Source organism: Corynebacterium sp. ACRPE (assembly GCF_022347435.1).
GTDB lineage: Bacteria > Actinomycetota > Actinomycetes > Mycobacteriales > Mycobacteriaceae > Corynebacterium > Corynebacterium tuberculostearicum_D.
On sequence record NZ_JAKRNA010000010.1, the window covers coordinates 41,483 to 67,832 of the forward strand.

29 protein-coding genes are annotated in these 26,350 nt (G+C 60.7%); 14 read left to right on the forward strand and 15 right to left on the reverse strand.

The features are described from left to right. Positions 1–60 precede the first annotated feature (60 nt). The 3 genes from MHY13_RS06530 (at position 61) to mscL (ending at position 1,988) form a co-directional block, all read left to right on the forward strand. Positions 61–636, forward strand: a complete 576-nt coding sequence (locus tag MHY13_RS06530) for a 5-formyltetrahydrofolate cyclo-ligase (RefSeq protein WP_204609784.1) — start codon at positions 61–63, stop codon at positions 634–636. A 62-nt stretch (positions 637–698) separates the two neighbouring features. Continuing rightward, positions 699–1,385 (forward strand): SAF domain-containing protein, encoded by a 687-nt coding sequence (locus tag MHY13_RS06535; RefSeq protein WP_204611455.1) that lies wholly within the window; start codon positions 699–701, stop codon positions 1,383–1,385. 111 nt (positions 1,386–1,496) lie between these two features. Continuing rightward, positions 1,497–1,988: a large conductance mechanosensitive channel protein MscL gene (gene mscL, locus MHY13_RS06540; protein WP_239228107.1), complete on the forward strand. Its 492-nt coding sequence runs from the start codon at positions 1,497–1,499 to the stop codon at positions 1,986–1,988. A gap of 110 nt (positions 1,989–2,098) precedes the next feature. Here mscL and MHY13_RS06545 read toward each other — a convergent pair whose 3' ends face one another. From MHY13_RS06545 to MHY13_RS06575, 7 genes are all read right to left on the reverse strand, one after another. Next, complete coding sequence (locus MHY13_RS06545) at positions 2,099–2,317, reverse strand: hypothetical protein (RefSeq protein ID WP_204609786.1); 219 nt, start codon at positions 2,315–2,317, stop codon at positions 2,099–2,101. Between the two features lie 16 nt (positions 2,318–2,333). Beyond that, the gene (locus MHY13_RS06550) at positions 2,334–2,942 is read right to left on the reverse strand and encodes a molybdenum cofactor biosynthesis protein B (protein WP_204609787.1); all 609 of its coding nucleotides are present in this window, start codon (positions 2,940–2,942) and stop codon (positions 2,334–2,336) included. A gap of 85 nt (positions 2,943–3,027) precedes the next feature. Next, positions 3,028–4,494, reverse strand: a complete 1,467-nt coding sequence (locus MHY13_RS06555; RefSeq protein ID WP_239235560.1) for a S1C family serine protease — start codon at positions 4,492–4,494, stop codon at positions 3,028–3,030. Positions 4,495–4,603: 109 nt separating this feature from the next. Then, positions 4,604–6,163, reverse strand: a complete 1,560-nt coding sequence (locus MHY13_RS06560) for a HAMP domain-containing sensor histidine kinase (protein ID WP_239282437.1) — start codon at positions 6,161–6,163, stop codon at positions 4,604–4,606. Then, positions 6,160–6,858 carry a response regulator transcription factor gene (locus MHY13_RS06565; RefSeq protein ID WP_239282439.1) on the reverse strand — a complete coding sequence of 233 codons (699 nt, stop codon included), beginning with the start codon at positions 6,856–6,858 and terminating at the stop codon, positions 6,160–6,162. The genes MHY13_RS06560 and MHY13_RS06565 overlap by 4 nt, the downstream gene beginning before the upstream one ends. A gap of 165 nt (positions 6,859–7,023) precedes the next feature. Beyond that, positions 7,024–7,197 (reverse strand): 50S ribosomal protein L32, encoded by a 174-nt coding sequence (gene rpmF, locus MHY13_RS06570; protein WP_005279913.1) that lies wholly within the window; start codon positions 7,195–7,197, stop codon positions 7,024–7,026. A gap of 15 nt (positions 7,198–7,212) precedes the next feature. Continuing rightward, complete coding sequence (locus tag MHY13_RS06575; RefSeq protein ID WP_005323793.1) at positions 7,213–7,482, reverse strand: type B 50S ribosomal protein L31; 270 nt, start codon at positions 7,480–7,482, stop codon at positions 7,213–7,215. Positions 7,483–7,955: 473 nt separating this feature from the next. Between MHY13_RS06575 and rpmB the strand changes: the two genes are divergently transcribed. The 6 genes from rpmB (at position 7,956) to MHY13_RS06605 (ending at position 10,778) form a co-directional block, all read left to right on the forward strand. Beyond that, positions 7,956–8,192, forward strand: coding sequence for a 50S ribosomal protein L28 (rpmB, locus tag MHY13_RS06580; RefSeq protein ID WP_005279911.1), 237 nt, complete (start codon positions 7,956–7,958; stop codon positions 8,190–8,192). Between the two features lie 2 nt (positions 8,193–8,194). Then, entirely contained in the window at positions 8,195–8,359 is a 165-nt protein-coding gene (gene rpmG, locus MHY13_RS06585; protein ID WP_005279910.1) for a 50S ribosomal protein L33, read from the forward strand. A gap of 3 nt (positions 8,360–8,362) precedes the next feature. Next, on the forward strand, positions 8,363–8,668 hold the full coding sequence (gene rpsN, locus MHY13_RS06590; RefSeq protein WP_005279906.1) for a 30S ribosomal protein S14: 306 nt from the start codon (positions 8,363–8,365) through the stop codon (positions 8,666–8,668). A 15-nt stretch (positions 8,669–8,683) separates the two neighbouring features. Beyond that, positions 8,684–8,938 (forward strand): 30S ribosomal protein S18, encoded by a 255-nt coding sequence (rpsR, locus tag MHY13_RS06595; RefSeq protein ID WP_005279904.1) that lies wholly within the window; start codon positions 8,684–8,686, stop codon positions 8,936–8,938. Positions 8,939–9,179: 241 nt separating this feature from the next. Continuing rightward, positions 9,180–9,959 carry a putative nucleotidyltransferase substrate binding domain-containing protein gene (locus MHY13_RS06600; protein WP_239282441.1) on the forward strand — a complete coding sequence of 260 codons (780 nt, stop codon included), beginning with the start codon at positions 9,180–9,182 and terminating at the stop codon, positions 9,957–9,959. Positions 9,960–10,061: 102 nt separating this feature from the next. After that, positions 10,062–10,778, forward strand: coding sequence for a TetR/AcrR family transcriptional regulator (locus MHY13_RS06605; RefSeq protein WP_239282443.1), 717 nt, complete (start codon positions 10,062–10,064; stop codon positions 10,776–10,778). A 16-nt stretch (positions 10,779–10,794) separates the two neighbouring features. Here the strand turns inward: MHY13_RS06605 and MHY13_RS06610 are convergent, their stop codons facing one another. The 5 genes from MHY13_RS06610 to MHY13_RS06630 are packed head-to-tail and all read right to left on the reverse strand — an operon-like array spanning position 10,795 to position 16,270. Further along, entirely contained in the window at positions 10,795–11,427 is a 633-nt protein-coding gene (locus MHY13_RS06610) for a hypothetical protein (RefSeq protein ID WP_204609797.1), read from the reverse strand. 24 nt (positions 11,428–11,451) lie between these two features. Next, positions 11,452–12,399, reverse strand: coding sequence for a hypothetical protein (locus MHY13_RS06615; RefSeq protein WP_204609799.1), 948 nt, complete (start codon positions 12,397–12,399; stop codon positions 11,452–11,454). 15 nt (positions 12,400–12,414) lie between these two features. Then, positions 12,415–13,947 (reverse strand): bifunctional phosphoribosylaminoimidazolecarboxamide formyltransferase/IMP cyclohydrolase, encoded by a 1,533-nt coding sequence (gene purH, locus MHY13_RS06620; RefSeq protein ID WP_005328092.1) that lies wholly within the window; start codon positions 13,945–13,947, stop codon positions 12,415–12,417. Positions 13,948–13,974: 27 nt separating this feature from the next. Further along, positions 13,975–14,583, reverse strand: coding sequence for a phosphoribosylglycinamide formyltransferase (purN, locus tag MHY13_RS06625; RefSeq protein WP_239282470.1), 609 nt, complete (start codon positions 14,581–14,583; stop codon positions 13,975–13,977). A 22-nt stretch (positions 14,584–14,605) separates the two neighbouring features. Beyond that, on the reverse strand, positions 14,606–16,270 hold the full coding sequence (locus MHY13_RS06630) for a DUF6350 family protein (RefSeq protein ID WP_239282444.1): 1,665 nt from the start codon (positions 16,268–16,270) through the stop codon (positions 14,606–14,608). A gap of 430 nt (positions 16,271–16,700) precedes the next feature. Between MHY13_RS06630 and MHY13_RS06635 the strand changes: the two genes are divergently transcribed. Both MHY13_RS06635 and MHY13_RS06640 read left to right on the forward strand, forming a co-directional pair. Further along, positions 16,701–17,450: a M23 family metallopeptidase gene (locus tag MHY13_RS06635; RefSeq protein WP_204609803.1), complete on the forward strand. Its 750-nt coding sequence runs from the start codon at positions 16,701–16,703 to the stop codon at positions 17,448–17,450. Positions 17,451–18,102: 652 nt separating this feature from the next. Further along, a complete protein-coding gene (locus MHY13_RS06640) occupies positions 18,103–18,861 on the forward strand; it encodes a M23 family metallopeptidase (RefSeq protein WP_204609805.1) in 759 nt (252 codons plus the stop codon). Here the strand turns inward: MHY13_RS06640 and pcrA are convergent. Continuing rightward, positions 18,858–21,383: a DNA helicase PcrA gene (pcrA, locus tag MHY13_RS06645; RefSeq protein ID WP_239282446.1), complete on the reverse strand. Its 2,526-nt coding sequence runs from the start codon at positions 21,381–21,383 to the stop codon at positions 18,858–18,860. The two genes, MHY13_RS06640 and pcrA, sit on opposite strands and share 4 nt — an antisense overlap. Positions 21,384–21,480: 97 nt before the next feature. On the opposite strand from pcrA, the gene MHY13_RS06650 reads away from it, so the two are divergent. From MHY13_RS06650 to pgi, 3 genes are all read left to right on the forward strand, one after another. Beyond that, positions 21,481–21,804 carry a chorismate mutase gene (locus MHY13_RS06650; RefSeq protein WP_005323805.1) on the forward strand — a complete coding sequence of 108 codons (324 nt, stop codon included), beginning with the start codon at positions 21,481–21,483 and terminating at the stop codon, positions 21,802–21,804. Positions 21,805–21,851: 47 nt separating this feature from the next. Then, complete coding sequence (locus MHY13_RS06655) at positions 21,852–23,198, forward strand: Na+/H+ antiporter family protein (RefSeq protein ID WP_239282448.1); 1,347 nt, start codon at positions 21,852–21,854, stop codon at positions 23,196–23,198. A gap of 86 nt (positions 23,199–23,284) precedes the next feature. Beyond that, on the forward strand, positions 23,285–24,922 hold the full coding sequence (gene pgi / locus MHY13_RS06660) for a glucose-6-phosphate isomerase (RefSeq protein WP_239282450.1): 1,638 nt from the start codon (positions 23,285–23,287) through the stop codon (positions 24,920–24,922). A gap of 166 nt (positions 24,923–25,088) precedes the next feature. Here the strand turns inward: pgi and MHY13_RS06665 are convergent, their stop codons facing one another. Together MHY13_RS06665 and MHY13_RS06670 are read right to left on the reverse strand one after the other, a co-directional pair. Beyond that, complete coding sequence (locus MHY13_RS06665; protein ID WP_239227955.1) at positions 25,089–25,502, reverse strand: YccF domain-containing protein; 414 nt, start codon at positions 25,500–25,502, stop codon at positions 25,089–25,091. An 18-nt stretch (positions 25,503–25,520) separates the two neighbouring features. Next, entirely contained in the window at positions 25,521–26,339 is an 819-nt protein-coding gene (locus MHY13_RS06670; RefSeq protein WP_239282452.1) for a DNA-formamidopyrimidine glycosylase family protein, read from the reverse strand. Positions 26,340–26,350: the final 11 nt, after the last annotated feature.

The window sequence follows — 26,350 nt, forward strand, 5'->3', positions numbered from 1 at the left end:
AGCGTACAACGCCACATTATTTTCCCGTGCACCGCTACGCCGCGGGGTTATGATTTATTCATGACCTCTTCCATCACCGCCAAAAACGAGCTGCGCGCCCGCTTGGTCCAAGCCCGCCGCGAACTTTCCTCCGAGGACCACGATGCTTTTACCGCCGCCGTGCGCAAGCATCTCGAATCCGAGCTAACCGAGTCCATGACGGTGGCCGCCTACTGGCCTTTGGGCTCTGAGCCCGGTGGTGCGGACTTTGTGCCGTGGCTCAAGGAGCATGTCTCCCGCGTCCTCCTGCCGATTTCCGGTGAGAATGGCACGTTGACCTTTGCCGAATACCGCGGCAAGGAAGCCATGCACACTAGCCCATTGGGTTTGAATGAGCCTCAGGGCCCAAGCTTTGATAGCAGCGTGCTGGCCGAGTGCGATCTGGTGCTCGCCCCCGCCATGGCGGTAGATGCCAAGGGCAACCGCATGGGCAAGGGCGGTGGCTACTATGACCGCGCGCTAGAGCCGCTTCCCCACGGCAAGCCGCCGGTTTTCGCCATGGTCTACCCTTCCGAATTCCTAGACGAGCTGCCTACCGAGGACCATGACCGCAAGGTTGATGCCGTCGTCACCGCAGAGGGCATCACACGCTTCTAGTTTTAGGGTGCGGGAACCATGCGCGGTTTCGGGCAGTCTAAAAAAGTATGTCCACTTCGCGTATGCCCCGCCTCATTTCCACCCTTCGCACTCCTGGCCACCGCCGCGGCGTTGTAGTGCGCCGCGCCATTGCGGTGGCCCTTCTTATTGCCGCGCTGGCTTCGGCCTTATCTGCGGCCAAGGAGCTGCCGCGCGTTCCCGTCTTTAGCCGCGATCTGCCTGCGGGCGCGGAGCTGGCGCTTGCCGACGTCGACTTGGCCCGCCTTCCTGCCTCCTCCATCCCCGATTCCGCAGTAGCGGCAAAGCCAGAAGAACTCACCGGCCGCGTTATTACCGCCGCAGCCGGCAAGGGTGAGGTGGTCACCGATGCGCGCCTTCTAGGAGAAGACCTCGTCTCCAGCTTGGTCGGTGGCTCCGACGCCGCGGCTGCGCGGATGATCCCGGTGAAGCTCGCCGAGCCAGACATCATCCCCCACCTGCACCATGGCGATACCGTGGACGTGGTAACCGCCGTCGACGCCGCATCCGCCCCAGCCGCAGAGGGGTCGGCTCCCGCAACGCCCACCGCGCGCGTTATCGCCACCGGCGGGCGCGTGGTGTCGACCTCCAGCGCCGAAGGCGAGGCCTCTTCCTCTACTGTTTTGCTCGCGCTGCCCCATGACCACGCCAATGATGTAGCCGCTGCGTCGCTAAGCCAGCCACTCACTGTAGTTATCGTGGGTGACCGCGCTCACCCACAGCAACGCTAGACCCTTTCAGCCACAACAGTTGTGGTTGGTTAACAGCTGCACTAAAGTTTCGCGGTGTCCATGGTTTATACCAACCCTTAGTTATTCCCAGAAAGGTTCGTGCATATCACCATGCTCAAGGGTTTTAAAGACTTCATTATGCGCGGCAACGTCATCGAACTTGCCACCGCAGTCATCATCGGCTCCGCCTTCACCGCGATCGTCACCGCCGTTACTGACTCCATCATCCAGCCGATCATCAATTCCCTTGGCTCTGCTGAGGTGGACGGCCTAGGCTTCCAGATCACCGACAACAAGAACACGTTTGTTGACTTCGGCGCAGTAATCACTGCAGCGATTAACTTCCTCATCATCGCCGCGGTGGTTTACTTCCTCATCGTCATGCCACTCAATAAGCTCACCGAGGCCGCTAAGCGCCGCCACGGTGTAGACCCTGAGGCCCCTGCCCCAACCTCCGAGGAATTGCTCGCGGAAATCCGCGACCTGCTCGAGGCCCAGAATGTCTCCGATAAGGACATCCCGGGTACCGGCATTGACGGTTCCGCCCGCGGCGCTGCCGACGCCGATCACGGTTCTACCGGCGGCGGTCGCCACCAGGCCTAGGTTCCTACCCTGCATATACAGCACAGAGCCTGCGGTTTCACTTCCTCGGAAGCGAAACCGCAGGCTTTTAGGTACCTCTGTGGCTGCAGACCTGCATCCTGCTTTAGGCGCTAGCCGCCGTAGTGTGGGGGCTGATTCTCTCGGTAGAACTGTTCATCGCGCTGGCCGGACTCCCCCTCTGTCGCCGCCGAATCCGCGTCATCAACGGTAACGATTCTCTCCTCATCGGCACCATCGGCAGCGTGTGCGCCGGGCTTATCAGCACTACGGTCATAATCGACAGCAGCAGATTGGCGGAATACTCGCCGGCGATTTCTCCGCGACGTCATAGAAAATACCCTGCGTTTACTGGACGCTAGACTGCTGCAGCTGGTCAATGAGGTGGTGCACCAGAGGCGCCAAGGTAGCCATGCCATCGCGGACGGCAGCGCGCGACGAGGCAAGGTTGACCACGACGGTAGAGCCCGAAACGCCCGATAGGCCGCGGGACGTGCAGGCATCCACCGCGCCACAAGCTTGGCCAGAAGAACGCAGCGCCTGGGCCACACCCGGAACCATCTTATCGATCACGGAGCGGGTAGCCTCCGGAGTCTTATCGCGCGGGCCCACGCCGGTGCCGCCGACGGTGAGGACCAAATCCACGCCACCGACCACAGCGGTCTCAATGGCCTGGCGGATCTTGGATTTCTTGGAACGCACCACGATGGCGCCATCAACGCGGAAATTAGCCTCCGCGAGCAGCTCGCTTACCAGCTGCGAAGTGCTATCGGATTGCTCACCGGGATGATCGGTGACAATAACGATGAGCCCGCGGCGCGGGGCAGCAAGGCTATCCTCCTGCTCGCTTGCTAACAAGAAGGCATCATCGGGTTCGGCTAGATCCATCAAGGAATCGCGCTTATTCGCGCCGTCGGGCTGCGCGGAGTCGGTCACATCGTGCTGCGAATCTGGCATTTTTCTCCTTAAGTTAAGGCAATACGGCCTTGTGGCGGGGTGAGGTACGGCGCATTCAGCACCTAATGAGGTCTTGCACAGTAATTTACTCGCCTGAGAGGGTTACCTCTACCTGACGGGTTTCTTCCGAGTCTTCGCGGGTAACCTCCAAGGTCACCGTCGCACCAAAGTCTTGCGATCGCGCCGCCGCAATAAGCGCATCGGCGTTTTCAATCAGGCGATCGTTGACGCGGGTGACAATGTCGCCATCCTTTAAGCCCGCCTTATCTGCCGGGCCGCCCGACTCTACCTCGGCGATGCGGGCACCATTGCCGTCGTCGCGCGCTAGCACCTTCACGCCAAGGGTCGGGTGAGAAACTTTGCCGTCATTGATGAGCTCATCTGCCATTCGCTTGGCAAAGTTGGATGGAATGGCAAAGCCCAAGCCAATGGAGCCGCCCTCGCCGGAGGAACTATTAGACAGCGAAGCAATCATGGAGTTCATGCCCACGATATTGCCGTCTCGATCCACCAACGGACCGCCCGAGTTGCCAGGGTTTACTGCGGCATCGGTCTGAATGGCGTCAATCAATGAAGATTCGCCGCCTTCCTGGGAAGCGCGAACGGGACGGTTCTTTGCCGATACGATACCGGAGGTCACGGTCGCGTTTAGCCCCAAAGGAGAGCCCACGGCCACTACCTCTTGGCCCACAGCCACGGAATCGGAGTCACCGAATTGCAAGAAGGGCAGGTCTTTGACGTCCTTGATTTTCACGATGGCCACGTCCGTATTCGCATCCGAGGCCACCACCTCAGCATCATGCTTACTGCCGTCATTCATGGTCACCTGCATCATGCCACCGTGCTCAGCACCGGCAACCACGTGGTGGTTGGTCAAAACATAGCCGTCTGGGGAGATGACAGAACCAGAGCCTTCAGCGCCACCAGTACGAGTCATCGTCTGGATAGAAACCACCGAGGGCAAAACCTTGGAGGCAACTTCTTCAACGGAACCCTGCTCCGGTTCCTTACCGGTGCTATTGTTCGCCGGCTCAGCCTTAAGGGCTTCATTGACCACGGAGGTATCGTTATTGCCTCCCCCGGAACTCATGCCGACCACAGCGCCGGCGATCGAGCCTGCGGCGATGGCAGCGACGGCCGCCAGAGCGGTGGCGGCGCCCAAGCCAATTTTCTTCTTTTGCTCCGGCTGCGGAGGCAGCGGGGTGACCATCGGGCCTTCCTGTCCCTGACCGCTAAAGTTTTGGGCCTGTGGGGCATTCGGATAGGGCCCCAGCGAACCTAGCGTTCGCTGGTCATTGCCTTCAGCACCGCCGCGCGGTTGATTCCAGCCTTGCGAATAGGAGCCGGTCTCTTGTGCCTGCGCGCCAGCGTCGCTGTGAAGACCAAATCCGTCACTGTAGGGGCCAGCGTTGCCAGCCACGGCATCTTGCTGGTTGGTTTCTCCAAAGTTCGGACCACCCTGAACCGGATCGGCCCTACCCGGGCCTTCCTGGGACGCTCCCTCCGGGGAGTTCCCATCAAAGCCTCGGTAATCGTCATTCCTCATGTTCATGAGAAAACTATGCCTCACTTCGCTTGGTCAAGACTGATACTGATCTGCCAACCTACTAGGAATTCCTGAAAGGTTGCTGTATTACCTCACCAGTATAAACGCTTGTACGCTAGCTCTGATTAAACCAGCGCTGCGCAAAGATTTCACCGCGGTCGATCGAGTCTTCCTTACCACCCGGCAGCCCCTCTTGCGGCTCTGCCAAACCGTCCACGAAAATCTCCCCCGTCACAGGCTTGCCCGGCAAGATGATTTCCATGCGGGTACCACCATCATTAGACTCGCGGATCTTGATGGTGCCATCGTGACGTTCAATCACCGATTTCACAATGGCCAAGCCCAAGCCCGAGCCCGGCATGGAGCGCGCTTCTGCCGAACGATAGAAGCGCTCAAAGACCTTCTCCCTTTCCTCCGGTGCAATGCCAGGCCCGGAGTCATCAAAGCGCAGGCGCACCTCGTGGGTGGATAGCTGCTCCATAGACACGCGCACCGTGCCAGTAGCCGGCGACCACTTAGCCGCATTATCCATAAGATTAAGCGTGGCACGGCCCAATGCGAAGGGGTCGCCGTCCAGCTCCCACGGGATAAAGCGCACCAAGAACTCCACATCGGGACGGCGGCGGCGCGCACGCTCCAGCGAAGCCATCATGACTTCACACAGGTCCACCGGCTCCGGTTCGCGCTCATTGCCGTCCTCACGCGCCAAATCAACGAGGTCTCCAATCAAGGTGGAGAGCTCATTCATCTGGGACATGACGTCATCTTCGAGGTCCCTGCGGTCTTCATCGCTCATACCAAAGCCACCACCGGCCCGATTGAGCATCATCAAAAGCTCAATATTGGTACGCATAGAGGTCAGCGGGGTTTTCAGCTCGTGCCCGGCATCGGCTACGAACTGAGACTGCTGCGAACGGGATTCCTGCAGCGCCTCCAGCATCTGGTTAAAGGAGGTGGTCAACTGCGCCATCTCGTCGTTATTAGAGACCTCAATAGGGCGCAGGTCGTTGGTCTGCGTCACGTAATCCACCGCTCGCTTCAGCCGGGCGATGGGTTGCATACCGGTTTTGGACACGATGAGGCCTGCAAAAATGGCGAGCACGATGCCAAGGGCAACGATAATCAGTAGCACCGTGCCCAAGATGGCGATGTGCTCTTGCGTAGGAGCGAGAGACTGAGCGACGACCACGGTAGAACCAAGATCATGACGCTTGGCCAGCACTCGCTCGCCGCCCACGGTACGCACGGAAGTTTCCGTGTAATCCTCCGTCCGATGGAAGTCCCCGCCCACAGGAATGGTGTCGCCGTAGGAAAAGCTCATGGAGGGCGGTGATAGGGCTACGCGGGTGCCAGGGTTATAGGACTTAAAGTCCTCGATCTCCTGGTCCACGTTATCCATGAACCGTGGATCCTGGCTTTGCCGCAACAAGACATCGGCCTTGGCCTCCAGGCGGTCGTCGACGGAGGCAGTAAGGGACAGAGAAACTACCCAATACGTTGCCAACGTCATCAAGGCAACGGCTACGGCCACCACAAGGCCGGTAACAGTAGCAAGGCGCCACCGCAGTGGCGCCCGTGAAGCCCAACTCCCCTGAGGCTCAGAGAACTCGGTAAGAGGGGTGGACTGTACTTTCCCGGAAGCCACCGCAGGGGAAGCGGGCTTCCTTAAAATCACGGATTAGACTCCCTCAAGACATACCCCACGCCACGGACGGTGTGGATGAGGCGAGCATCGCCCTCGCCCTCCGTCTTCTTACGCAGGTAGCCGATATAGACCTCGAGAGCATTGCCGGAGGTAGGGAAATCGTAGCCCCAGACTTCTTCCAGGATCTTGCTGCGAGAGAGAACCTTGCGGGGATTTTCCATCAGCAGTTGCAGCAGCGCGAACTCGGTACGCGTCAAGGAAATGGCCCGGCCACCGCGGCGGACTTCGCGGGTATCGGCATCAAGTTCAAGGTCCTCGAAGCTCAGCTTGCTTTCCACTGGGGCTTCAGCTGCGATGGAATCTGCAGAGGCACGCCGCACCAAGGAGCGCACGCGGGCCAAGAGCTCTTCCAATGCGAACGGCTTTGGCAGGTAATCATCCGCGCCGGCATCGAGGCCGGCCACGCGATCCGAGACGCCATCGCGCGCAGTCAGAACGAGGATCGGACGGTCCCAACCCTCACTGCGCAGGGTGCGGCACACCTCAAGGCCATCCATGTTGGGCATCATGACGTCCAAAATAAGCAATTCGGGATTCTCAGTGCGCACCGTCTCCACGGCCTCCAAGCCGTCGTTAGCGGTCAGCACTTCGTAGCCGTTAAAGCGTAAGGAACGGCGTAGCGATTCGCGGACGGCTTGTTCATCATCCACCACAAGGATTTTCATAGTCCTAATTATTACTTATGGCAGTCAACTTCATGAAGTTAAGGGAAATATTTACCCCCACAGTCCCCCAAATACGGTTAAAACATGCTTATAGGACGCTTCTAAAGCTAAAAATCCCCGCCCAGCCCTCTAATCGAGAGCGGACGGGGAGATTAAAGAGCGAGCTTAGAACTGCTCTACGTCAACCAGACCCAGCTTGGCAGCCTTAACCAGGCGGCGCGGGATGCGGACGGTCTGGCCGTCGATGGTGACTTCCTGGAGGGCTACGTTGTCAGCCTTCCACTGGGAACGGCGTGCGTGGGTATTCGCACGGGACTTCTTAAACTTAGGAGTTGCCATTTTCTACTCTCCTCCTTACGCGTTCTTCTTCTTGCGGCGAGCCATGCCACCGAAGCGCTGGTTGAAGCGCTCGACGCGGCCGGCGGTATCCATAACGCGCTGTGCACCAGTCCAGAACGGGTGGGACTCAGCGGTAACGTCAACGACGATCAGTGGGTACTCGTTGCCGTCTTCCCACTCAACGGTGCGGTCGGAGGAAGCGGTGGACTTGGTCAAAAAGGAGTGACCGGTACCAGCATCACGGAAGACTACCGGGTGGTAATCCGGGTGAATATCTTTCTTCATATATATTCCCTCAGGGTTGGACTACGGGTCGGTTCCACGCCCCTAGCGTGGATCGTGCCCGAGTTGGGACGTACAAATTTCACTCTGTTAACCGCGCGCCGCGTGGCACGGGTCAACAACCTGAATTATCCTACAGTCAACTGACCCATATACGAAATCCCCGACCAACAGCGACCACTCATTTCACTCACGTTTCTTGCGCCACACTAAGCGACGCCCCACAGGCAAACACCACCCCAGCACGGCAAATGGCCCACTTGCCGCAGCAAGGCAGCGATTAGGTAATTCGCGTCCGAGGCTGTAAGATTTCCCCTTGCTGTTGTCAAAATATACGTTTTACGCCCCGTCTACTGGTGTTTGACGATGGCGCCGCACCCGCTCACACCTCACTTTTGAGCACTGCCACCCTCACACGGCAGTCGGCGCTTCATTGTCTATAGCCATGATGTGGGCGGCTAGGAGAAAGAAGACCCATGTCGGCTATTTGCCAGGTAACGGGCCGCAAGCCGGAATTCGGCAAGCAGGTCTCGCACTCGCACCGCCGCACTTCGCGCCGTTGGAACCCCAACGTGCAGCGTCGTCGCTACTACCTGCCCTCTGAGGGCCGTACCATCACCCTGAATGTTTCCACCAAGGGCATGAAGATCATCGACCGCGATGGCATCGAGTCCGTTGTGGCTAAGATTCGCGCACGTGGGGAGAAGATTTAAGTATGGCACGTAACGATATCCGCCCAATCATCAAGCTTAAGTCCACTGCGGGCACCGGTTACACCTACGTGACCCGTAAGAACAAGCGCAACAACCCGGATCGCATCACCTTGAAGAAGTTCGATCCGATTGCCCGCAAGCACGTCGAATTCCGCGAGGAGCGATAATCAATGGCTAAGAAGTCCAAGATCGCTAAGAACGAGCAGCGCAAGGAAATCGTCGCCCGCTACGCGGAGCGTCGCGCTGAGCTCAAGAAGATCATCAAGAACCCGAACACCCCGGATGAGGAGCGTCTAGAGGCTCAGTTCGAGCTGAACCGCCAGCCTCGTGACGCTTCCCCAGCCCGCGTACGTAACCGTGACGCTGCCGATGGCCGCCCACGCGGTTACCTCCGCAAGTTCGGCCTGTCCCGTGTCCGTATGCGCGGCATGGCTCACCGTGGTGAGCTGCCGGGCGTTCGTAAGTCCAGCTGGTAAAGGGGTAATTGCACAATGGCTAATAAGCGCAATAACCAAAAGAAGTTCCGTATGGAGCAGAGCCGTCGCCCAAAGAAGAACCCTTTGAAGGCTGAGGGCATCGAGAAGGTGGACTACAAGGACACCAAGACTCTGCGTCTGTTCATCTCGGATCGTCACAAGATCCGTTCCCGTCGCGTCACCGGTCTGACCCCGCAGCAGCAGCGTCAGGTTGCTACCGCAGTCAAGAACGCACGCGAAATGGCTCTCCTGCCGTTCACCACCCGCTAAACAGTAGCTGGGTATCAACAGCGCACTTTTGCCGCTGGCAAGTGTGACACGGTAAAAGAACCATAAGCTTTCGCCGCCTCCCTCCTCGAGGGCAGGCGGCGAAAGTCGTTTTAGCCCTCCCATCCCTTCCACTCGACCCACATGCCCGGATCACAGAACCGAAGTGTTAGATTGAAAGCATTCGTGCACCCCGCAGCCGGCGGGGAGGCATCGGCCCCGCACTAGTGAAAGGCAGTGAGCAATGGCCCTGCACCAATCCCTACTCGATCTTTCCGAGCTCGCCCCGCACTGCCAGTCCCGCGCTACGGCCCGCGGACTGCTCGAAGAGGCCCAAGATATTTTGCGCAATGCGGTCGCCCACCAGGACAATGAGATTGAATTGGCCCACTGGTATTCCCGGCTGATTACGGATATTGTTCGCTCTCCTGGGGTCAACTCCCCGGTCCGCCTTACCGGCGCTGCCTCCCGCGGCGACCAGCTGCCGTCCATGCCTGTGGAGTGGATGGGCCAGGATGACGACCTCCAAGAGGTCTTCGCCGATGTCGGTCTCCAAGCTCACGGAGCCGCCGATTCCATCGCCGCGCGCGTCGACGCCGGCCTGCCCCTTGGAAACGACGGGGAACAAGCGCTACTGGAAGAAGCCTTGGGCCAGCGCCCTCCTGCCCTCAAGATGGTCGATGGCCTGCCGGACCGCGATGCCGCGGTGGATATCAAGGCCACACTGCTCTCCCCCATTGCAGCTATCGCGCGCTGGGCGGCACCGGGGCCGCGCCCGACGGTGGATCGGCTGGCGATTGGCGTGGAACGCGATCTCCTCAGCGCCGCAGACGCAGAGTCGTTGGACCTAGCGTGGCGCACCGGTTATGCGTTAGAGTTGCGCCGTTGGTACGAGGGCGTTAGCGATCGCCCGGCCACGCTGCGCGATCTTCCGCCGCTGGACCGCACCGCTTATGGTTCTGCGTGCCGCATTGTCTCGGCGGCGTTTGAGTCTATTTCCCGGCGGGCAGAAGAATATAAATAGTCTCTACGGTGCGGATTCGGAAGCAGTACCTAGTCGGGCATAAGATTGTACAGTTGGTTATTAAAAGTGAATTCTCTTTTGTGAAAGGAGTCGTCCCACCGCATGGCAGGCAATGTCGGTAGGCCGCGCAAACACAGTCCGCGGCGCAGGGGCAATAGCGCCCGTGAGGAGATTTTGGACGCCTCCTCCGAGCTTTTCACTACTCAGGGTTTTGCTACCACGTCCACGCACCAGATTGCAGACGCGGTAGGCATCCGTCAGGCGTCGCTGTACTATCACTTTCCGTCCAAGACGGAAATCTTCCTGACGCTGCTCAATTCCACCATCGAGCCTTCCTTGGAGTTGGCCGATGAGTTGGCGGGCACCGACGCGGCCCCGGCACAGCGCCTGTGGTCTTTGGTCGCCGCAGAGTCGCGTCTGCTGCTCACCAGTGGCTGGAACGTGGGTCGCTTGTATCAGCTGCCGGTGGCTACTTCTTCAGAGTTCTCCGAGTACCACGAGTCGCGCGACCGCCTGCAGAATCATTTCCGCTCCACCGCCGCAGCCATTGTGGGCGAGGATGACCCCCGCGTGGAGCTGCCCTTCCACATCGCGCTGTCTGTTATTGAAATGCGCCCCAATAACGGCACCCCGCCGTTCGACGCTTCCCAGTCGGTTCCGGAGACTGCTGCCATGCTTGCCGACGCCGCCTTGGCCGTCCTCGGCGCCTCCGTCCCCGACAATGCCGAGGAAACTACTTTGGAGTTGCTGAAGAATCGCAACGACTCCATCTCTGCGGCCGCCGCCGCAGCGGCCGACCGCAAGAAGAAGTCGCGCTAGCCCCTCGTTTTCCGCGTTAGCGCTGCCACGACTCCGTGAATTCGCCCGTGGCGGCCAATCCGCCGCCCTCGCGCACGCTTACGCCACTCGGCGTCACCACAATGATCGACGGATCCGCATTGACGTAGTAGTTATTGCCGTCTTGGGTAACGTCACCCGATTCAAACTGGCCATCAAACATCGACGAGCGATAGAACTTGTAGCCACCTCCGGTCTCGCAAATGATAACCCTGCCGTCGGGACCAGAACCGGCAAACAGGGCGCGTTCAAACCGGTTGCAACTTGCGTAGCCACCATCGAGCCATCCGTGCCCATTGAAATCAGAAATATAGTTTCCTTCACCAGACTTCTGACCCCCACCGGTGGAAGACGGGGCCTCCTGCTTTTCCGTCTGCGTGACCGTGACTACCGGCGGTTCCTCCGGGGCTTCCTCTTCCTTGGTTACGGTCTCTTGCGCGGGCGTGGATTCCTCGGCGTTCTCCTCTTCTTTGTCGGAGTTATTGACCGTGGTCATTCCGCTGCCCTTACCTTTGAAGCTCGGGGCGGATTCGTCCGAGGAGTCGCTGCAACCGCTCAGCGCGAGGCTGGCGGCCACGAGCGGGAAGAAGCCTGCGGCGATAAGCGGGCGGAGGCTTAAGCGAGAAGTCATGAGTTTTCCTTTCTACTGACAGCCTTAGCAGGCAGGGCTGGGCCACTGGGTTTCGGCCTGCGCTAGGGCTTCGGCCATTGAGGTAAGCACCGTTTGGGTGGAGGCGTACTGGCCATCAGGAGACGAGGCGATTAGTGCCACGGCGACGTCGTGCCCGCCCAGCTGCACAATGCCCATCTGCCGCACGTCGTAGGCGCCGGCGGGGCTCGGGCCCCAGCCGCCCTTCATCAAGGCGCCCGGCAAGGTGCGCAGGCCGTAGGCTTGGGCGGGATCGGCGACCCCCATGGCGTCGATAATCGGCTGGGCTCCCTCAACGCAACGCACCCCGGCCATGAACTTTGCTTGGTTGCCCACGCTCCACATGGTTTGGCCAAAGGCCGTAAATTCCGGCCGGGTGACCTGGGATTGAACCTGGGTGGCGGTATCGCCCGCCTCCGCGATGACGCTTTGCGCGGCCTGCGCGCCAGCGGTCCCCTCCCCTAGCCCCGCCCACGCGGCCTTGGCGGCCTCGTTATCGGAGTAGGTGATTGCAGACGACACTAGCTGGCTATCGGCCGCACCCGTGCGATTCGCTGCAATGAGCACGGGCACCTTGGAGGTTGACCACGCGGCCTCGGGAGCGGTGCGCCCCGCTTCAATGGTGGTCGTGCCATCGGATACGGCGATGCCCACATCGCCGTGTTCGGCCACGATGCGGTCAAGCACGGCTTGGACGTCACTGGAAGGGGCCGCGGCCGATGGCTCCGAGGAAGAGGCGGGCGCAGACGAGGCGGCCGGCGCTGCGGATGAGGCCGCGGGCGCTGCGGACGTGCTCTCTTTTCCGTAGAGGGGATCGGCCGTGCCGCGGGCCTCGGTATTGACAAAGGTAGGGGAATTATTCGCCGCGTCCTCGTCGCCGCAGGCGCTTAGGGTGAGCGCGCAGGCGATAAGGGCGGCTGCCGGGTCCCAGGCCCGGCGGATAGGGAGTGTCATGGCATTTAGCTTAGGCTAGTGCGCGAAGTGGCGGGTACCGGTCAGGTACAAAGTAACGCCGGCTTCCTTCGCTGCCGCGATGACTTCTTCGTCGCGGATGGATCCGCCGGGCTGGACCACGGCCTTAACGCCGGCGTCGAGAAGCACCTGCAAACCATCGGCGAACGGGAAGAAGGCGTCAGAAGCGGCGAAGGAGCCCTCGGTGCGGTTGGCACCATCGGCCAAGGTGTTGGCGCGCTCGACGGCCAGCTTGGCGGAGTCAACGCGGTTGACCTGGCCCATGCCCACGCCCACGGTGGCATTGTCCTTGGCCAGCAAGATGGCGTTGGACTTCACCGCGCGCACAGCGCGCCATGCGAACTCGAGCTCAGCCAAGTCGGACTCGTTGAGGGCCTCGCCCGCAGCCAGGGTCCAGTTGGCCGGGTTATCGCCCTCGGCCTGGTAGGTATCTGGCTCTTGGGTGAGAACGCCGCCGGAGATGTACTTGCGCTCCTCGTGCTGGTCTTCATGCTCTGCCTGCAGCACGCGCAGGTTCTTCTTGGCCTTAAGGACCTCGATGGCACCATCCTCATAGGAAGGCGCGACGATGACCTCGGTAAAGATCTCCTTTACCTGCTCGGCCATCTCTACGGTGACCTCGCGGTTGACGGCAATCACGCCGCCAAAAGCGGACATTGGGTCGCACGCGTGGGCGGCGCGGTGGGCGGCGGCGATGGACTCCTCGGACACGGCAATGCCGCATGGGTTGGTGTGCTTGATAATCGCAACGCAGGGGCGCTCGTGGTCCCACGCGGCGCGCCACGCGGCATCCGCATCCTGGTAGTTGTTGTAGCTCATCTCCTTGCCATTGAACTGGGTGGCATTGGCAAGGCCCTTGGAGCCGATGCGGGTGACGGTAGCCGCCTGGTGAGAGTTCTCGCCGTAGCGCAGCGGGGTGGTTTGGCCCTCCTCGCTGAGCTGATCCACGAACCAGGCGGAGACGGCCGCATCATAATCCGCGGTGTGCAGGAAGGCATCGCGGGCCAGGCCACGGCGCTGCTCTAGGGTGAAGCCACCGTTGTTCACGGCCTCCACGGCCTCGTCGTAGCGGGAAGGATCCACGACGACGGCAACAGACGGGTGGTTCTTGGCGGCCGCGCGCACCATGGATGGGCCGCCGATATCGATCTGTTCCACGCAGCCATCAAAGTCCGCGCCAGAAGCTACAGTCTCGCGGAAGGGGTACAGGTTGACCACGACGAGCTGGAAAGGCTCTACCTCGAGCTCGGAGAGCTGGTTGAGGTGGTCGTCCTTGCGGGTATCGGCCAGGATGCCGGCGTGCACGCGCGGGTGCAGCGTCTTGACGCGGCCTTCCAAGCACTCCGGGAAGCCGGTGAGCTTTTCTACCGGAGTGACCTCGATGCCAAGGTCCGCGATCTTCTTCGCGGTGGAGCCGGTGGAGACGATTTCCACGCCTGCCTTATCGAGGGCGCGGGCTAGATCCTCCAGCCCGGTCTTGTCGTACACGCTGATAAGGGCGCGCTTTACCTGCTTGCGGTCTTCGCTCATGAGGAGGATTAAGCCTTTCGAAAAGTCTTAGTCTGCGAGTTGAATAGTAAGTTTCTCGTCGTGGACGTTAGCTGCACGCAGCACCTCCACGATGAGATCGCGCTCTACTTGTTTGATGCGCTCGTGGAGGGTGGACTCGTCATCGTCGGCGTTAATGGCAACGGGGCGCTGCGCGATGATGGAGCCGGTATCCACGCCCGCGTCCACAAAGTGGACGGTAGAGCCAGTGATCTTCACGCCGTAATCTAGGGCGTCGCGCACCGCGTGCGCTCCCTTGAAGGCAGGCAGTAGAGCCGGGTGGGTATTGATGGTGCGGCCTTCGAAGCGGTCCAGGAATTCCTGGCCCAGGATCTTCATAAAGCCCGCAGAAACAACAACGTCTGGCTGCGCAGCATCTACTGCGTCAACCAGACGTTGATTCCATTCGGCGCGATCCGCCCCCAGCGCCACGACCTCGGTATCAATCCCGTGGTCCTGTGCGCGCGAAATACCGTGGCATTCCTTATCCGCCACCACCTTCACTACCTGGTAGTGCCCGGCTTGGGCATCCATGATGGCTTGCAGCAGGGAACCCGTTCCAGAAACGAGCACCACCACTCGGAGGCGTTCAGAGTCAGCGGTATAGCGCGGAGGCATCGGTGAAGTCACGCGCTATAGCCTAGCCCCTCTCCCCCTCCTCGGGGGAATCTTCGCTTGAGGAGTCCTGCTCACTCTCCCCCATTTGGTCCTTGAGCTGTTGGCTCAGCGGCTTGGCGACGCCCCTTTCATCGCCCTCCTTAGCCTCTTCCGGCCGCTCCGCTACTTCGTCGGCTGGAGTGTCCTCTTCGTTCTGCTCTTCTTCCGGTTCCTCCGCGGCCTCGCCAGGTGCGGAATCCTGGGACTCGTCCTCAACTACCTCGGCGTCAACGATTTCCGGATCGGTGATGGGCTCGCGCTCCGAGTCGGTGGCAGCTTCGTCAGTTTCGGCGGCGGCTGCATCGGGTGCCTCGGTAGTGACATCATCGGCAGGATCAGCAACTGGTGCCGTGCGGGCCGCGCGCCAGGCCACGAAGGCGAAGCCAGCAGCAACGGCGCAGCCAACGACGGCCATCCACAGGGCGGTGAGGCCTGCGGCAGTCCACAGCTGCGGGCCGGTCGCGCCGTAGTAGCCAAGGTCACCGCTAACAAGGAAGCAGGCAACCAGCATGACTACTGCGGCGGCCGCAGTAGCTACTAGTACGCCCTGAAAGCTAGGACGCTTCTTGTACAACGAGTAAATTGCGGCGCCGAGGGGGACGATCAAAAGTGCCACCGCCCAGCTGGGCACGGATGCTGGAATGCCACCGGTAATGGGCAGCGGCGGCAACGGCACGAGGTGGGCGCTAAAGAGGCTTACTGAGCCTTCGCCTACGGAAAACTCCGAGCCCACCAATACCGCCGCGGTGCTCATGATGGCATTGGGAATGTAGAGCACGCTCAGCAGCACGAGTCCGGCAATGCCTAAGCCGGAGATCGCAGGATAGTCATTCATCATCTCGCCCTGGCGGGAGACATTGGCAAGGAATACCACCGCGAAGACTGCGGATGCGCCAATGGCCAGGTATGCGAGATAGCGAAGGGCGATCTGGGTGGCGTCGACAAGCGGGCGCGGCACTCCGTAACGCTTGGCCAACGCCCGCCACAAGCGCCACCCCATGCCGGCCGCCATGGCGGCCAGATGCAGAACAATAACGCGCAGCAACGCCTCCGCCAGATTAGGCGGAGAAACGTCATAGACCTTGCCCGCATCCCACAGCATCAGCCACGCGATGATGGTAAATACCACCGGCACGCCAAGCACGCAGGCCAAAAGAGTAAGCAAGTCCTTGACGCTGACCTTGTGTTTTACCGCGCTGCGCACACGAACCGCTACCACCACGGCGAGGATGAGCGCTGGCAAAGCCGGTAGGAAGGAAATATTCACATCGGCCGCAGAGACCGGGGCAAGGTTAAAGACCATCCAGGCCTCCGCCACGATGGTGTACCACCACGCCATGGGAGAGCCGGCGAGCATGAGACCGCCAAGCGCGATGGCCATAATGATAAGGACAATAACCACGTTGGGCACTGCCGCCGTAATAAGCATGCGGCGAATGCGCCCGGCTTTGGTCAACGGCGCGGGGGTACGCCGCGCCTTAGCCTTGGAGCCGGCCTTGCGAGCGACGCGCTGCGCCGATCCAGAGGACTGTCGTGACCCACTGGGATGAGGCGCGCGTGGGGTGCGCTCCGCGCGCACCGTACGGCCCCGCGCCTGGCTACGCGGGCGGGGCGTTGACCGAGATTGGGGGCTGGTGTTTTTGTTCATCGGCGTCCACTTTGCCACCTTCCGGAAGTGAAATCGGGGTGGCGCGACGAGGCGCCCGCAAAATCACCGGTGGCAACCCCTGCACCTGGGCTATACAAATATATAAGGAGTATAAAATCTACCCTGGTTTCACACCCTTAACTCTGGCTGTAATACTATGAAGGAAAAGGCCGCTAGTTTTGCGTGACGTACGCGGAGATCGCGTGGGATCTTTATCGCACTAATAATATTCTGCGTGCCCCATGTTGCCTGCTCGTGGACAATTTCCCCGAGAGGGGCCTGAAAGTTTCTTAATTTGGGTTGCTGTTATCTTTTCGAGACGCTACTGTTACATCTCGTTGGTAACAAGAAGGTCACAATCTCGTAACTAACTCGGCGGGGACGTAACACCCGTTCTGCGCAGATTGTGAAAATGACGAAAGAAGACCTAATGCGAAGCAAAGTTCAGCGTGGCGCCGGCCGCCATCGCAAGATTGTCACCTCGCAGACCGCGAAGGGCCGCATTGCCGTAATGACGGTTGCGGCAGGTGCAGTTTCCACCGCCGGCGTAGGTGGCGCAGCCGCCGCAAACATCCAGTCCGATGACGCAGCCACCACCAAGACGCAGTCCGTTGACTTCGAGCTCGCCTCTGACTCGACCCAAGTTGAGGATGCCGCTGCGAATCCTGTTGATACCACCCCGCAGATCCTCAACGTTGCCGAGGCAAAGCCAGTTGCCGATCTAACCGATCAGCTCAACAAGGCCATCCAGGCTTCTGAAGAGCGCGCCGCTGCCGACGAAGCGGCTCGCGCACCGTCCGTAGCTCGCCCGGCCGAGGGCGCATTCACATCCCCATTCGCTATGCGCTGGGGCACCTTCCACAAGGGCATCGACATCGCCAACTCTCCCGGCACCCCAATCCTTGCCGTCATGGACGGCACCGTCATCGACTCCGGCCCAGCTTCCGGCTTTGGCCAGTGGATCCGCATCATGCACGATGACGGCACCATGACCGTCTACGGCCACATGCAGACCCTTGACGTTGCCGTGGGCGAGCACGTCCACGCCGGCCAGAAGATCGCTGGCATGGGCTCGATGGGCTTTTCCACCGGCTCCCACCTCCACTTCGAAGTTCACCCGAACGGTGGCGAGGCAATCGATCCGCAACCTTGGCTGGCTGAGCGCGGCATCGATATCTAAAGAGCCGCACACCGACTACCTTCTTGTTGAGCGCTGCAGAGAACTTCTCTGCAGCGCTTTGTCATGCCCACAGATACTCTCCCGTCACCTAGTGCACTCGCCCGGAAGATAGGATTGCATCAACTGCGCTCCAGACCGCCCCAAGGGCGCACTACACCGCGCTTGGCGCCGCCTGAGTACTCCGCTGCCACTAGCGAACACAGCACCAGCTAGACCCTCACCACGACCCCATAAAGGCGCCAGAAGCACATTCAGGCAAGTCCAGTGCGCAGACTTGTCGCAGGTGAGTGGATATTTTTAGCTTGCAGCCGCCGATACCGCACGAGACGGCAGCCCCAAGCCTTGGGCGCCACCCCCAAGGTCCACCCCCAGACCCTAAACCAGTACTTTACAGACGCCACTCCAATCACATTGGTAACACGCGCAACAAGCTGGCATGTTCGAATAATTTCGAATTATTTCCACCTCTACCAGCGTTTTTTAAGATTGCGCGGGCCGTTCGGGCGGGCTAACTTTTAACTCGTTGCCACAAGCGATTTCGGACGCAAGCATTTCAGCTTTCGGCGTGTCGCGGTTGGCAGTTGCAAGACGCCGCCCTCACTAGGGCACAAGCGTCCCGAGACCATGCACAGCCATGAAAAGGACTTAAGATATGAAGCGCATGAACCGCGCACGCAAGAACGTGGCGCTGAGCATCGTTACACTCGGCACCGTACTTGCTACCGGCACCACCGCTTTTGCTGCAGAGCCAGTGGCTAGCGTGGACGTATCGGACGGCTCCTCCGAGCCCACCGCTACCAATGTAGATAACGCCGGAGTGGTCGACGCCCTTGTTGGCCTAGCCACCACCTCGGTTGGCCTGCTCAACGGCGAGGCTACCCCGCAGGTAGATGGAAACGAATCCGGCGGAGTAAATATCGTCTTGGATCCTGGTTCTGTACCGGGATTGAAGGAAGCATTCGCTCCACAGGGAAATCACTCCGGACTCACCACGAAGCGCGGCAAGGACTCCGCGGGCAATACCGTGGTCTTTCCTACCTCCGGCACACTTACTTCTGGCTTTGGCCAGCGTTGGGGCACGATGCACAACGGAATCGACGTAGCTAACCCGGTGGGCACCCCGATTCACGCGGTCATGGACGGCACCGTCATCAACTCCGGCCCAGCGCAGGGCTTTGGCAACTGGATCCGCATCCAGCACGATGACGGAACCATCTCCGTCTACGGCCACATGCCGGCAGACCAGCTCAAGGTAAATGTGGGCGAGCGCGTGACCGCGGGGCAGGAAATCGCCGGCATTGGCAACGAGGGCCACTCCACTGGCCCGCACCTCCACTTTGAGATTCACCCAGGCGGAGGCGCCCCCGTTGACCCAGTTTCCTGGTTCAACGAGCGCGGCATTTCGGTCTAAAGCTTTTCCATCGGCACTCCGCCGATGAGCATCAGCCGGACCTTACCGGAAGAACCAAAGTCCACGGTGACCGTGGCGCGCTTGCCGGAGCCGGACGTCTCAATGACAGTTCCGAGCCCGTACTTAGCGTGATTGACGCGGTCACCCACGGCTAGGTTGAGGTTATTGTTCTTAGTCATCGAGGTCGCCGCCGGCTTGCTGGTGCGCTGCGATGGGGAAGACGCAGCGCGCCCTGCACCGCGCGCCCCAGACCTGGAACCACCACTGCCCCACCCGGACCAATCGCGGCCGTAGGAGCGACCATATTGATAGTCGTCCTCGCCCCACGCTCCGGTCAGGGAGCTATCGGAGTCTTCGCGCCGCCAGTTGATGAGGTCTTCTGGGACCTCGCCGAGGAAGCGGCTGGCGGGATTAGTCACCGGATTGCCCCACGCCGAGCGCAAAATGGCGCGGGTAAGATACAACTGCTCGCGAGCGCGGGTAATACCCACATAGGCTAGGCGGCGTTCCTCGCTTAATTCCTTCGGGTCACCCAGTGAGCGCATATGCGGGAATTGGCCATCCTCCCAGCCGGTCAAAAAGACCACGGGGAACTCAAGACCCTTTGCGGTGTGCAAAGTCATCATGGTGACCACACCAGTCTCGGAATCAGGGATCTGGTCAGCATCAGCCACCAGCGATACCTTTTCCAGGAATGCCTGCAGCGAACCGGGCGCGGCTTCGCCCTCCTCTACTAGCTCAGAGGGGTCCACTGCATCCGCACCGGATGCAGCAAGCTGGTTGGCCGCCTCCGAGGTGAATTCGCGAGCCACCGATACCAACTCGTTGAGGTTATCTAGACGCGCGCCATCTTGCGGATCGTTGGAGTTTTCCAATTCCGCCTTGTATCCCGTGGCATCCAAAATGGCGGAAAGCAACTCGCCCAAATCCGGTTGGCCGGTAACCTCATCGCGCATGGACGGGATCTGATTACGGATACCCTCCATCATGTCGTTGAATTTGGTGACTGCGTTAATCGCCCGGGTGCCAAGGCCAGGGACGTCGCCCCGGGGGACATCGGCAAGCGCCTTGCCAAAACTAATGCCGTGGTTTTCCGCATGGAGGGCAATATGCCCCTGGGCCTTGTCACCAATAGCGCGCTTGGGCACATTGATAATGCGGCGCAGGCTCACCGTATCGTCCGGGTTATCCAAGATGCGCAGGTAGGCCACCATGTCGCGGATTTCGCGCCGCTCATAAAAGCGCGTGCCGCCCACCACCTTGTACGGAATTCCGGAGCGAATGAAGATATCTTCCAGCGCACGGGAGGCGTTATTGGTGCGGTACATGACCGCGATATCGGAATAGCTGCGGCCTCTATCGGCCAAGGAGTCGATTTCAGAGGCGATGAAGCGCGCCTCATCGTGCTCATTATCGGCAACGTAGCCTACGATCTGCTCGCCCTCACCGTGTGCGGTCCACAGGTTCTTTTCGCGGCGGTTCTCATTCTTGGCAATCACGGCATTGGCCGCGTTGAGAATGGTCTGCGTGGAGCGATAGTTCTGCTCCAGCAAGATGGTGTGCGCCTGCGGGTAGTCGCGCTCGAATTCCTGAATATTGCGGATGGTGGCCCCGCGGAAGGCATAAATGGACTGATCGGAATCGCCCACGACGCATAGCGCCGGCGCATCCGGACCGAGCTCTCCCCTGCCTACGAGCGCGGCAACTAGGGCGTATTGGGCGTGGTTGGTGTCCTGGTACTCGTCGATAAGCACGTGCTTAAAGCGCCGGCGATAGAAATCCACCACCTGCTGGTGCTGGGTGAAAATCCGCACCACCTCACCGATGAGATCATCAAAGTCCACGGCATTGGCCGCGCGCAGGCGGCGCTGGTATTCGGCATAGACCTGGGCCACGGTGGTCTCAAATGGATTCTTGGTCTGCTGCGCCTTCTCCAGCGCGGATTCGGGGCCGATGAGCTCGTTTTTGTGGTTAGAAATCTGATTGGCCAGCACGCGCGGGGTGTACTTCTTCAGATCCAGCTGCATGTCCTTGGCAATCATGGACAATAGCCGGCGGGCATCATCGCCATCGTAAATGGTGAAATTGGTATTAAGACCCGGCACCAGCTGCGCATTTTGGCGCAGGATGCGCACACAGATGGAGTGGAAGGTAGATACCCACATGCGCTCGGCCACGGGGCCTACTAGCCCGCCCACGCGCTCCTTCATTTCCGCAGCGGCCTTATTAGTAAAGGTAATGGCGAGGATCTCCCACGGATTTACCCCGCGATGGCGCATGAGATAGGCAATGCGGCGGGTAAGCACGGCGGTCTTGCCGGAACCGGCGCCGGCCACGATGAGCAGCGGGCTGCCCGAGTGGGTAACGGCCTCCAGCTGCTGTGGGTTGAGGCCCTCGGTCAAGGCATCGGGGGATTCGGATTGCGGGCTCGCTTCACGCGGTGCGCCGAAGCCGCCAAAGGGGCTAGGGTTCGAGGCACCGTCGGTGGACGGGGAAGGGCTAAAAGGAGAGTTTTCGTTCATAATGCCTTCCAACCTACTAGCCCCACCGGACACGCCCCGTATCCGCCGTGCGAGCTGCTATTTCCTTTTGCGCGGGCGGGTGGCACAATATGGTCTTATGACCGCAGAAGATAACAAGGACATCGTCGATAACGGCCTGGACATCCGCACGCCTTCGGGCACGGATGATCCCCTATCTGATGCGGAGATCCAACAGTATCGCGAAGAAATCAACCGCATGGACCGCATCATCTTGGATGCCGCTAAACGCCGCACGGAAGTCTCCCAGGCCATTGGCCGCACCCGCATGAACTCCGGCGGCACCCGCCTGGTCCACACCCGCGAGATCGCCATTTTGAATCAGTTCCGCGATGAACTCGGTGAGGAAGGACCCACCATCGCCTCGGCGCTGCTGCGCATGGGCCGCGGCCGGCTGGGTTAGCCGAATAATTACTGGCCAGCCGATACTATGCAGTACCCTGAATTAGCATGAATGCAGTTCTCGTCGCCGTCATTGTCATGCTCGTGCTCGCCCTCCTGCGCGTGCATGTGGTGGTAGCGCTCTTCCTAGGCGCCATCGTCGGCGGGCTCCTGTCGGGCATGGGGCTTGATGCCACCATGGTCGCCTTCCAAGACGGCTTGGGCGGCGGCGCCAAGATTGCCCTAAGCTATGCCCTCTTGGGCGCTTTTGCCATGGGCGTGGCCTCGGCCGGGCTGCCACAGGTCCTGGCTAACTTCCTCATCCGCAGGCTCGGCGGCAGCGGCGAAGCAGACCCTAAGACCGCCCTGGCCACCAAATGGATGCTCATCCTCGGGCTCATCGCCATGTCCGTGATGAGCCAGAACCTCATCCCAGTCCACATTGCCTTCATTCCGCTCATCATCCCGCCGCTACTTACGGTGATGAATAAGCTGCGCCTGGACCGCCGGCTGATTACTACCTGCCTGACCTTCGGCCTTATCACCACCTACATGTTCATTCCGGTGGGCTTCGGCTCCATTTACTTGAACGATATCCTGCTCTTTAATATCCAGCAGGCGGGGCTTGATACCTCCGATATCAATATCATGCAGGTCATGGGCGTGCCGGCGCTCGGTATGCTGGCCGGCCTACTCATCGCTATCTTCTTTAGCTACCGCAAGCCGCGCGACTATGAGAACCTGCCCATCACGGCTGAGGAGCACCAGGAAACCCCTTCCGCCTATAAGGTGTGGGTTTCCGTCGTGGCCATCATTGCCACCTTTGCGGTGCAGATCGTCATGCAGGCGCTCGACTTCGAATCCGATGGCCTCATGGTCGGCGCGCTGACCGGCCTGGGTATTTTGCTGCTTACCGGCGCGGTGGACTGGAAGCACGCGGACGATGTCTTTACCAATGGCATGAAGATGATGGCGCTCATCGGCTTCATTATGATCACCGCCCAGGGCTTTGCCTCGGTTATGACGGCCACCGATGAGGTCGGCCCGCTAGTCGATGCCAATGCCAACCTCTTTGGCACCAATAAGGTCCTCTCCGCCGGCGCGATGCTGGTGGTAGGCCTCGTGGTCACCATGGGCATCGGCTCGTCCTTTTCCACCCTGCCCATTATTTCCGTTATCTATGTGCCGCTGTGCATGTCGCTGGGCTTTAGCCCCGCGGCCACCGTGGCGCTTATTGGCACCGCAGGCGCGCTTGGCGACGCCGGCTCTCCCGCCTCCGATTCCACCCTCGGCCCTACCGCGGGCTTGGGCGCGGATGGCCAGCACGACCACATCCGTGACTCGGTTATTCCCACCTTTATTCACTTCAATATTCCGCTGCTTATCGCTGGCTGGGCAGGCGCGCTCATCCTCTAGAAGGCCCCGACGCGGTTGCCCTTTCTGGACTACGGTGGGAGGGGTACATGTTGCCAATGCGCTAGTTGCCAGAAAGGCCTACCACCATGGATATCACCGCATCTGCCCAGTGGAGCGAGCTCGCGAAGGTATATGAGGATAAAAGGGACCTCAACCTCCGCGAGCTTTTTGCCGCCGATGCAGACCGCGCCCGCAACTTCACCTTCGACGCCGCCGGTTTGCACGTCGATCTGTCGAAGAACCTGATCGACGGGGACATCGTCAAGCAGCTGGTTGAGGTAGCCAAGGCCGCCGACCTTGAGGCCCGCCGCGATGCCATGTTCGCCGGCGAGCACATCAATAACACCGAGGATCGCGCCGTGCTGCATACCGCGCTGCGCATCCCGGCCGAAGATGACTTGAGCGTTGATGGCCAGGATGTTGCCGCCGATGTCCACGAGGTCTTGGGCCGCGTGCGTGATTTTGCCACTGCGCTGCGCTCCGGCGCTTGGCTGGGGCATACCGGCCACACCATCAAGAAGGTGGTCAACATCGGCATCGGTGGCTCTGACCTGGGCCCGGCCATGGCGGCGAAGGCACTGCGTTCCTATGAGGTCGCCGGCATCTCCGCCGAGTTCGTCTCCAACGTGGACCCGGCCGATATGGCCGCCACGCTCGATGGCCTCGATGCAGAATCCACCCTGTTCATCATCGCCTCCAAGACCTTTACCACCCAGGAGACGCTAACCAATGCGCACGCCGCGCGCCGCTGGCTCATCGAGCAATTCGAGGGTGATGAATCCGCCGTGGCCAAGCACTTCGTCGCCGTGTCCACCAACGCGGAGAAGGTAGCCGAGTTCGGCATCGATACCGAGAACATGTTCCCGTTCTGGAACTGGGTCGGCGGCCGCTACTCCGTAGATTGCGCCATCGGCCTGTCCCTCATGTGCACCATCGGCCCGATGGACTTCATGCGCTTCCTGGAGGGCTTCCATGCCATGGACGAGCACTTCCGCACCGCACCGCTGGAAGAAAACATCCCCGCGCTCATGGGCCTCCTTGGCGTCTGGTACACCAACTTCTTCGGCGCCCAGACTCACGCCGTGCTGCCCTATTCGCAGGACCTCGGCCGTTTCCCGGCCTACCTGCAGCAGCTGACCATGGAATCTAATGGCAAGTCCGTGCGCCGCGACGGCACCGCGGTCACCGTCCCGTCCACCGGCGAAATCTACTGGGGGGAGCCGGGCACCAATGGCCAACACGCCTTCTTCCAGCTCATGCACCAAGGCACTCGCCTCATCCCGGCGGACTTTATTGGGTTCGCCCGCCCGAAGCAGGACTTCCCCACCGCCGATGGCTCCGGGTCCATGCATGATCTGCTCATGGGCAACTTCTTTGCGCAGACCAAGGTGCTGGCCTTTGGCAAGACCGCTGAGGAAATCGCGGCCGAGGGCGTTGACGAGGCCGTCGTGCCGCACAAGGTCATGCCGGGCAACCGCCCGACCACCACCATCCTGGCTGAGGAGCTGACCCCCGCCGTGCTCGGCGCGCTCATCGCCCTCTACGAGCACATCGTGTTCACCCAGGGCGTCATCTGGGATATCAACTCCTTTGACCAGTGGGGCGTGGAGCTGGGCAAGCAGCAGGCCAATGACTTGGCCCCAGCCGTCTCCGGCGCTGCGGCCGCCGACTCCGGCGACCAGTCCACCGATGAGCTCATCGGTTGGTACCGCTCCAACCGCTAAAGGCTCACTTTTAGCCGCGTTATCCCCTCCCACCCACTCGGCGGAGCGGATAACGCGGCTGTTTTATGGCCTCTTCGGCCCACCGCGATGCAAGACAAGCACGTTCTGCCCAAAATCAGCGCGACATTGGGCGAAACGTGCTTGTTTTGTTAGTGGCCCGCGGAGCTTAGAGCTTGACCATCGGCTCCCAGCCGAATGGAATTTCCTCCGAGTTCACAATTCGGCGGCCGAACGGGAAGCAGGTCACCGGGATCATCTTCAGGTTGGCCAGGGCGGCCGGGATGCCCACGATGGTCACTACCTGTGCCGCCGCGGTGGTGACGTGGCCAATGGCCAGCCACAGGCCGGCGACCAGGAACCAGACGATGTTGGAGAAGGTGGACATGGAGCCACTGCCCTTGACCGGCTGCACCACCGAGCGGCCGAATGGCCACAGGGCGAAATTAGCCATGCGGAACGACGCCACGCCCGCTGGAATGGTGACGATAAAGATGCAGGCGATAATGCCAAAGAGGAAGTAGGCCAAGGCTAGGAGGAACCCGCCGGTGATGAACCAAATGATATTGAGAAGGGTACGCATAGCCTCCACCCTAGCGGGCTACGCCGAGGGGTGAAGCGGCTGGCAGTGTGGGCACCACCAGATGATGCGCTCGAGTTCGCCTTCGTCGCCGCCTTGGTCCACGCCGCCGAGCGCGCCCTTGGTGATAAACGTGCCGCAACGGCGGCAGCGCTTGCGATTGCGGCCGAAGACATAGGTGGTCTCCCCGGCGCGGCGCACGCCGGTAGTTACGCGCACCGGGGAGGTGCGGTTAGCCCACATGATGCGCCGGGAAATATCGAGGATGCGGGCGGTATCGACCTCGGCTACCGGCGTGGCCGGGTGCACGCCGGCCAAGAAACACGCCTCGGCGCGGTATTCATTGCCGATGCCTGCAACGACCTTCTGATCGAGCAGCGCCGCGCCGATGGCGCGCTGCGGCCGGGAGTTGAGCCGGCGCAGGGCTTCCTCGCGGTCCCAGTCGGAGTCGAGGATATCCGGACCGAGGTGGGCGATGCGCTGGTGGTAGTGGTCGGCGGGATAGATGTCCACGAAGCCCAGCTGGTGGCCAACGACCTCGATATCGCGCGGGGCGTTGGCTAGCTGCAGCACGATGCGGGCGGTATGCCCAGGCTTGCGCCAGCGATCGCCTGCGTAGTGGATGGCCCAAGTGCCTTCCATCTTGAGGTGGGTGTGCACGATGGTCTGGTCGAATTGCATGAATAGGTGCTTGCCGTAGGGCCAGACGCGCTCGCACACCATGCCGTCGAGGTGAACGGTGGCGTAGCGCGGCACGCGGACGGAGCAGCCGGTGACTTCGCGGCCGGCCATGAACTGCAGTCGGTTGGATAGCTGCAGGACGGAATCGCCTTCGGGCATAACACCTCCTG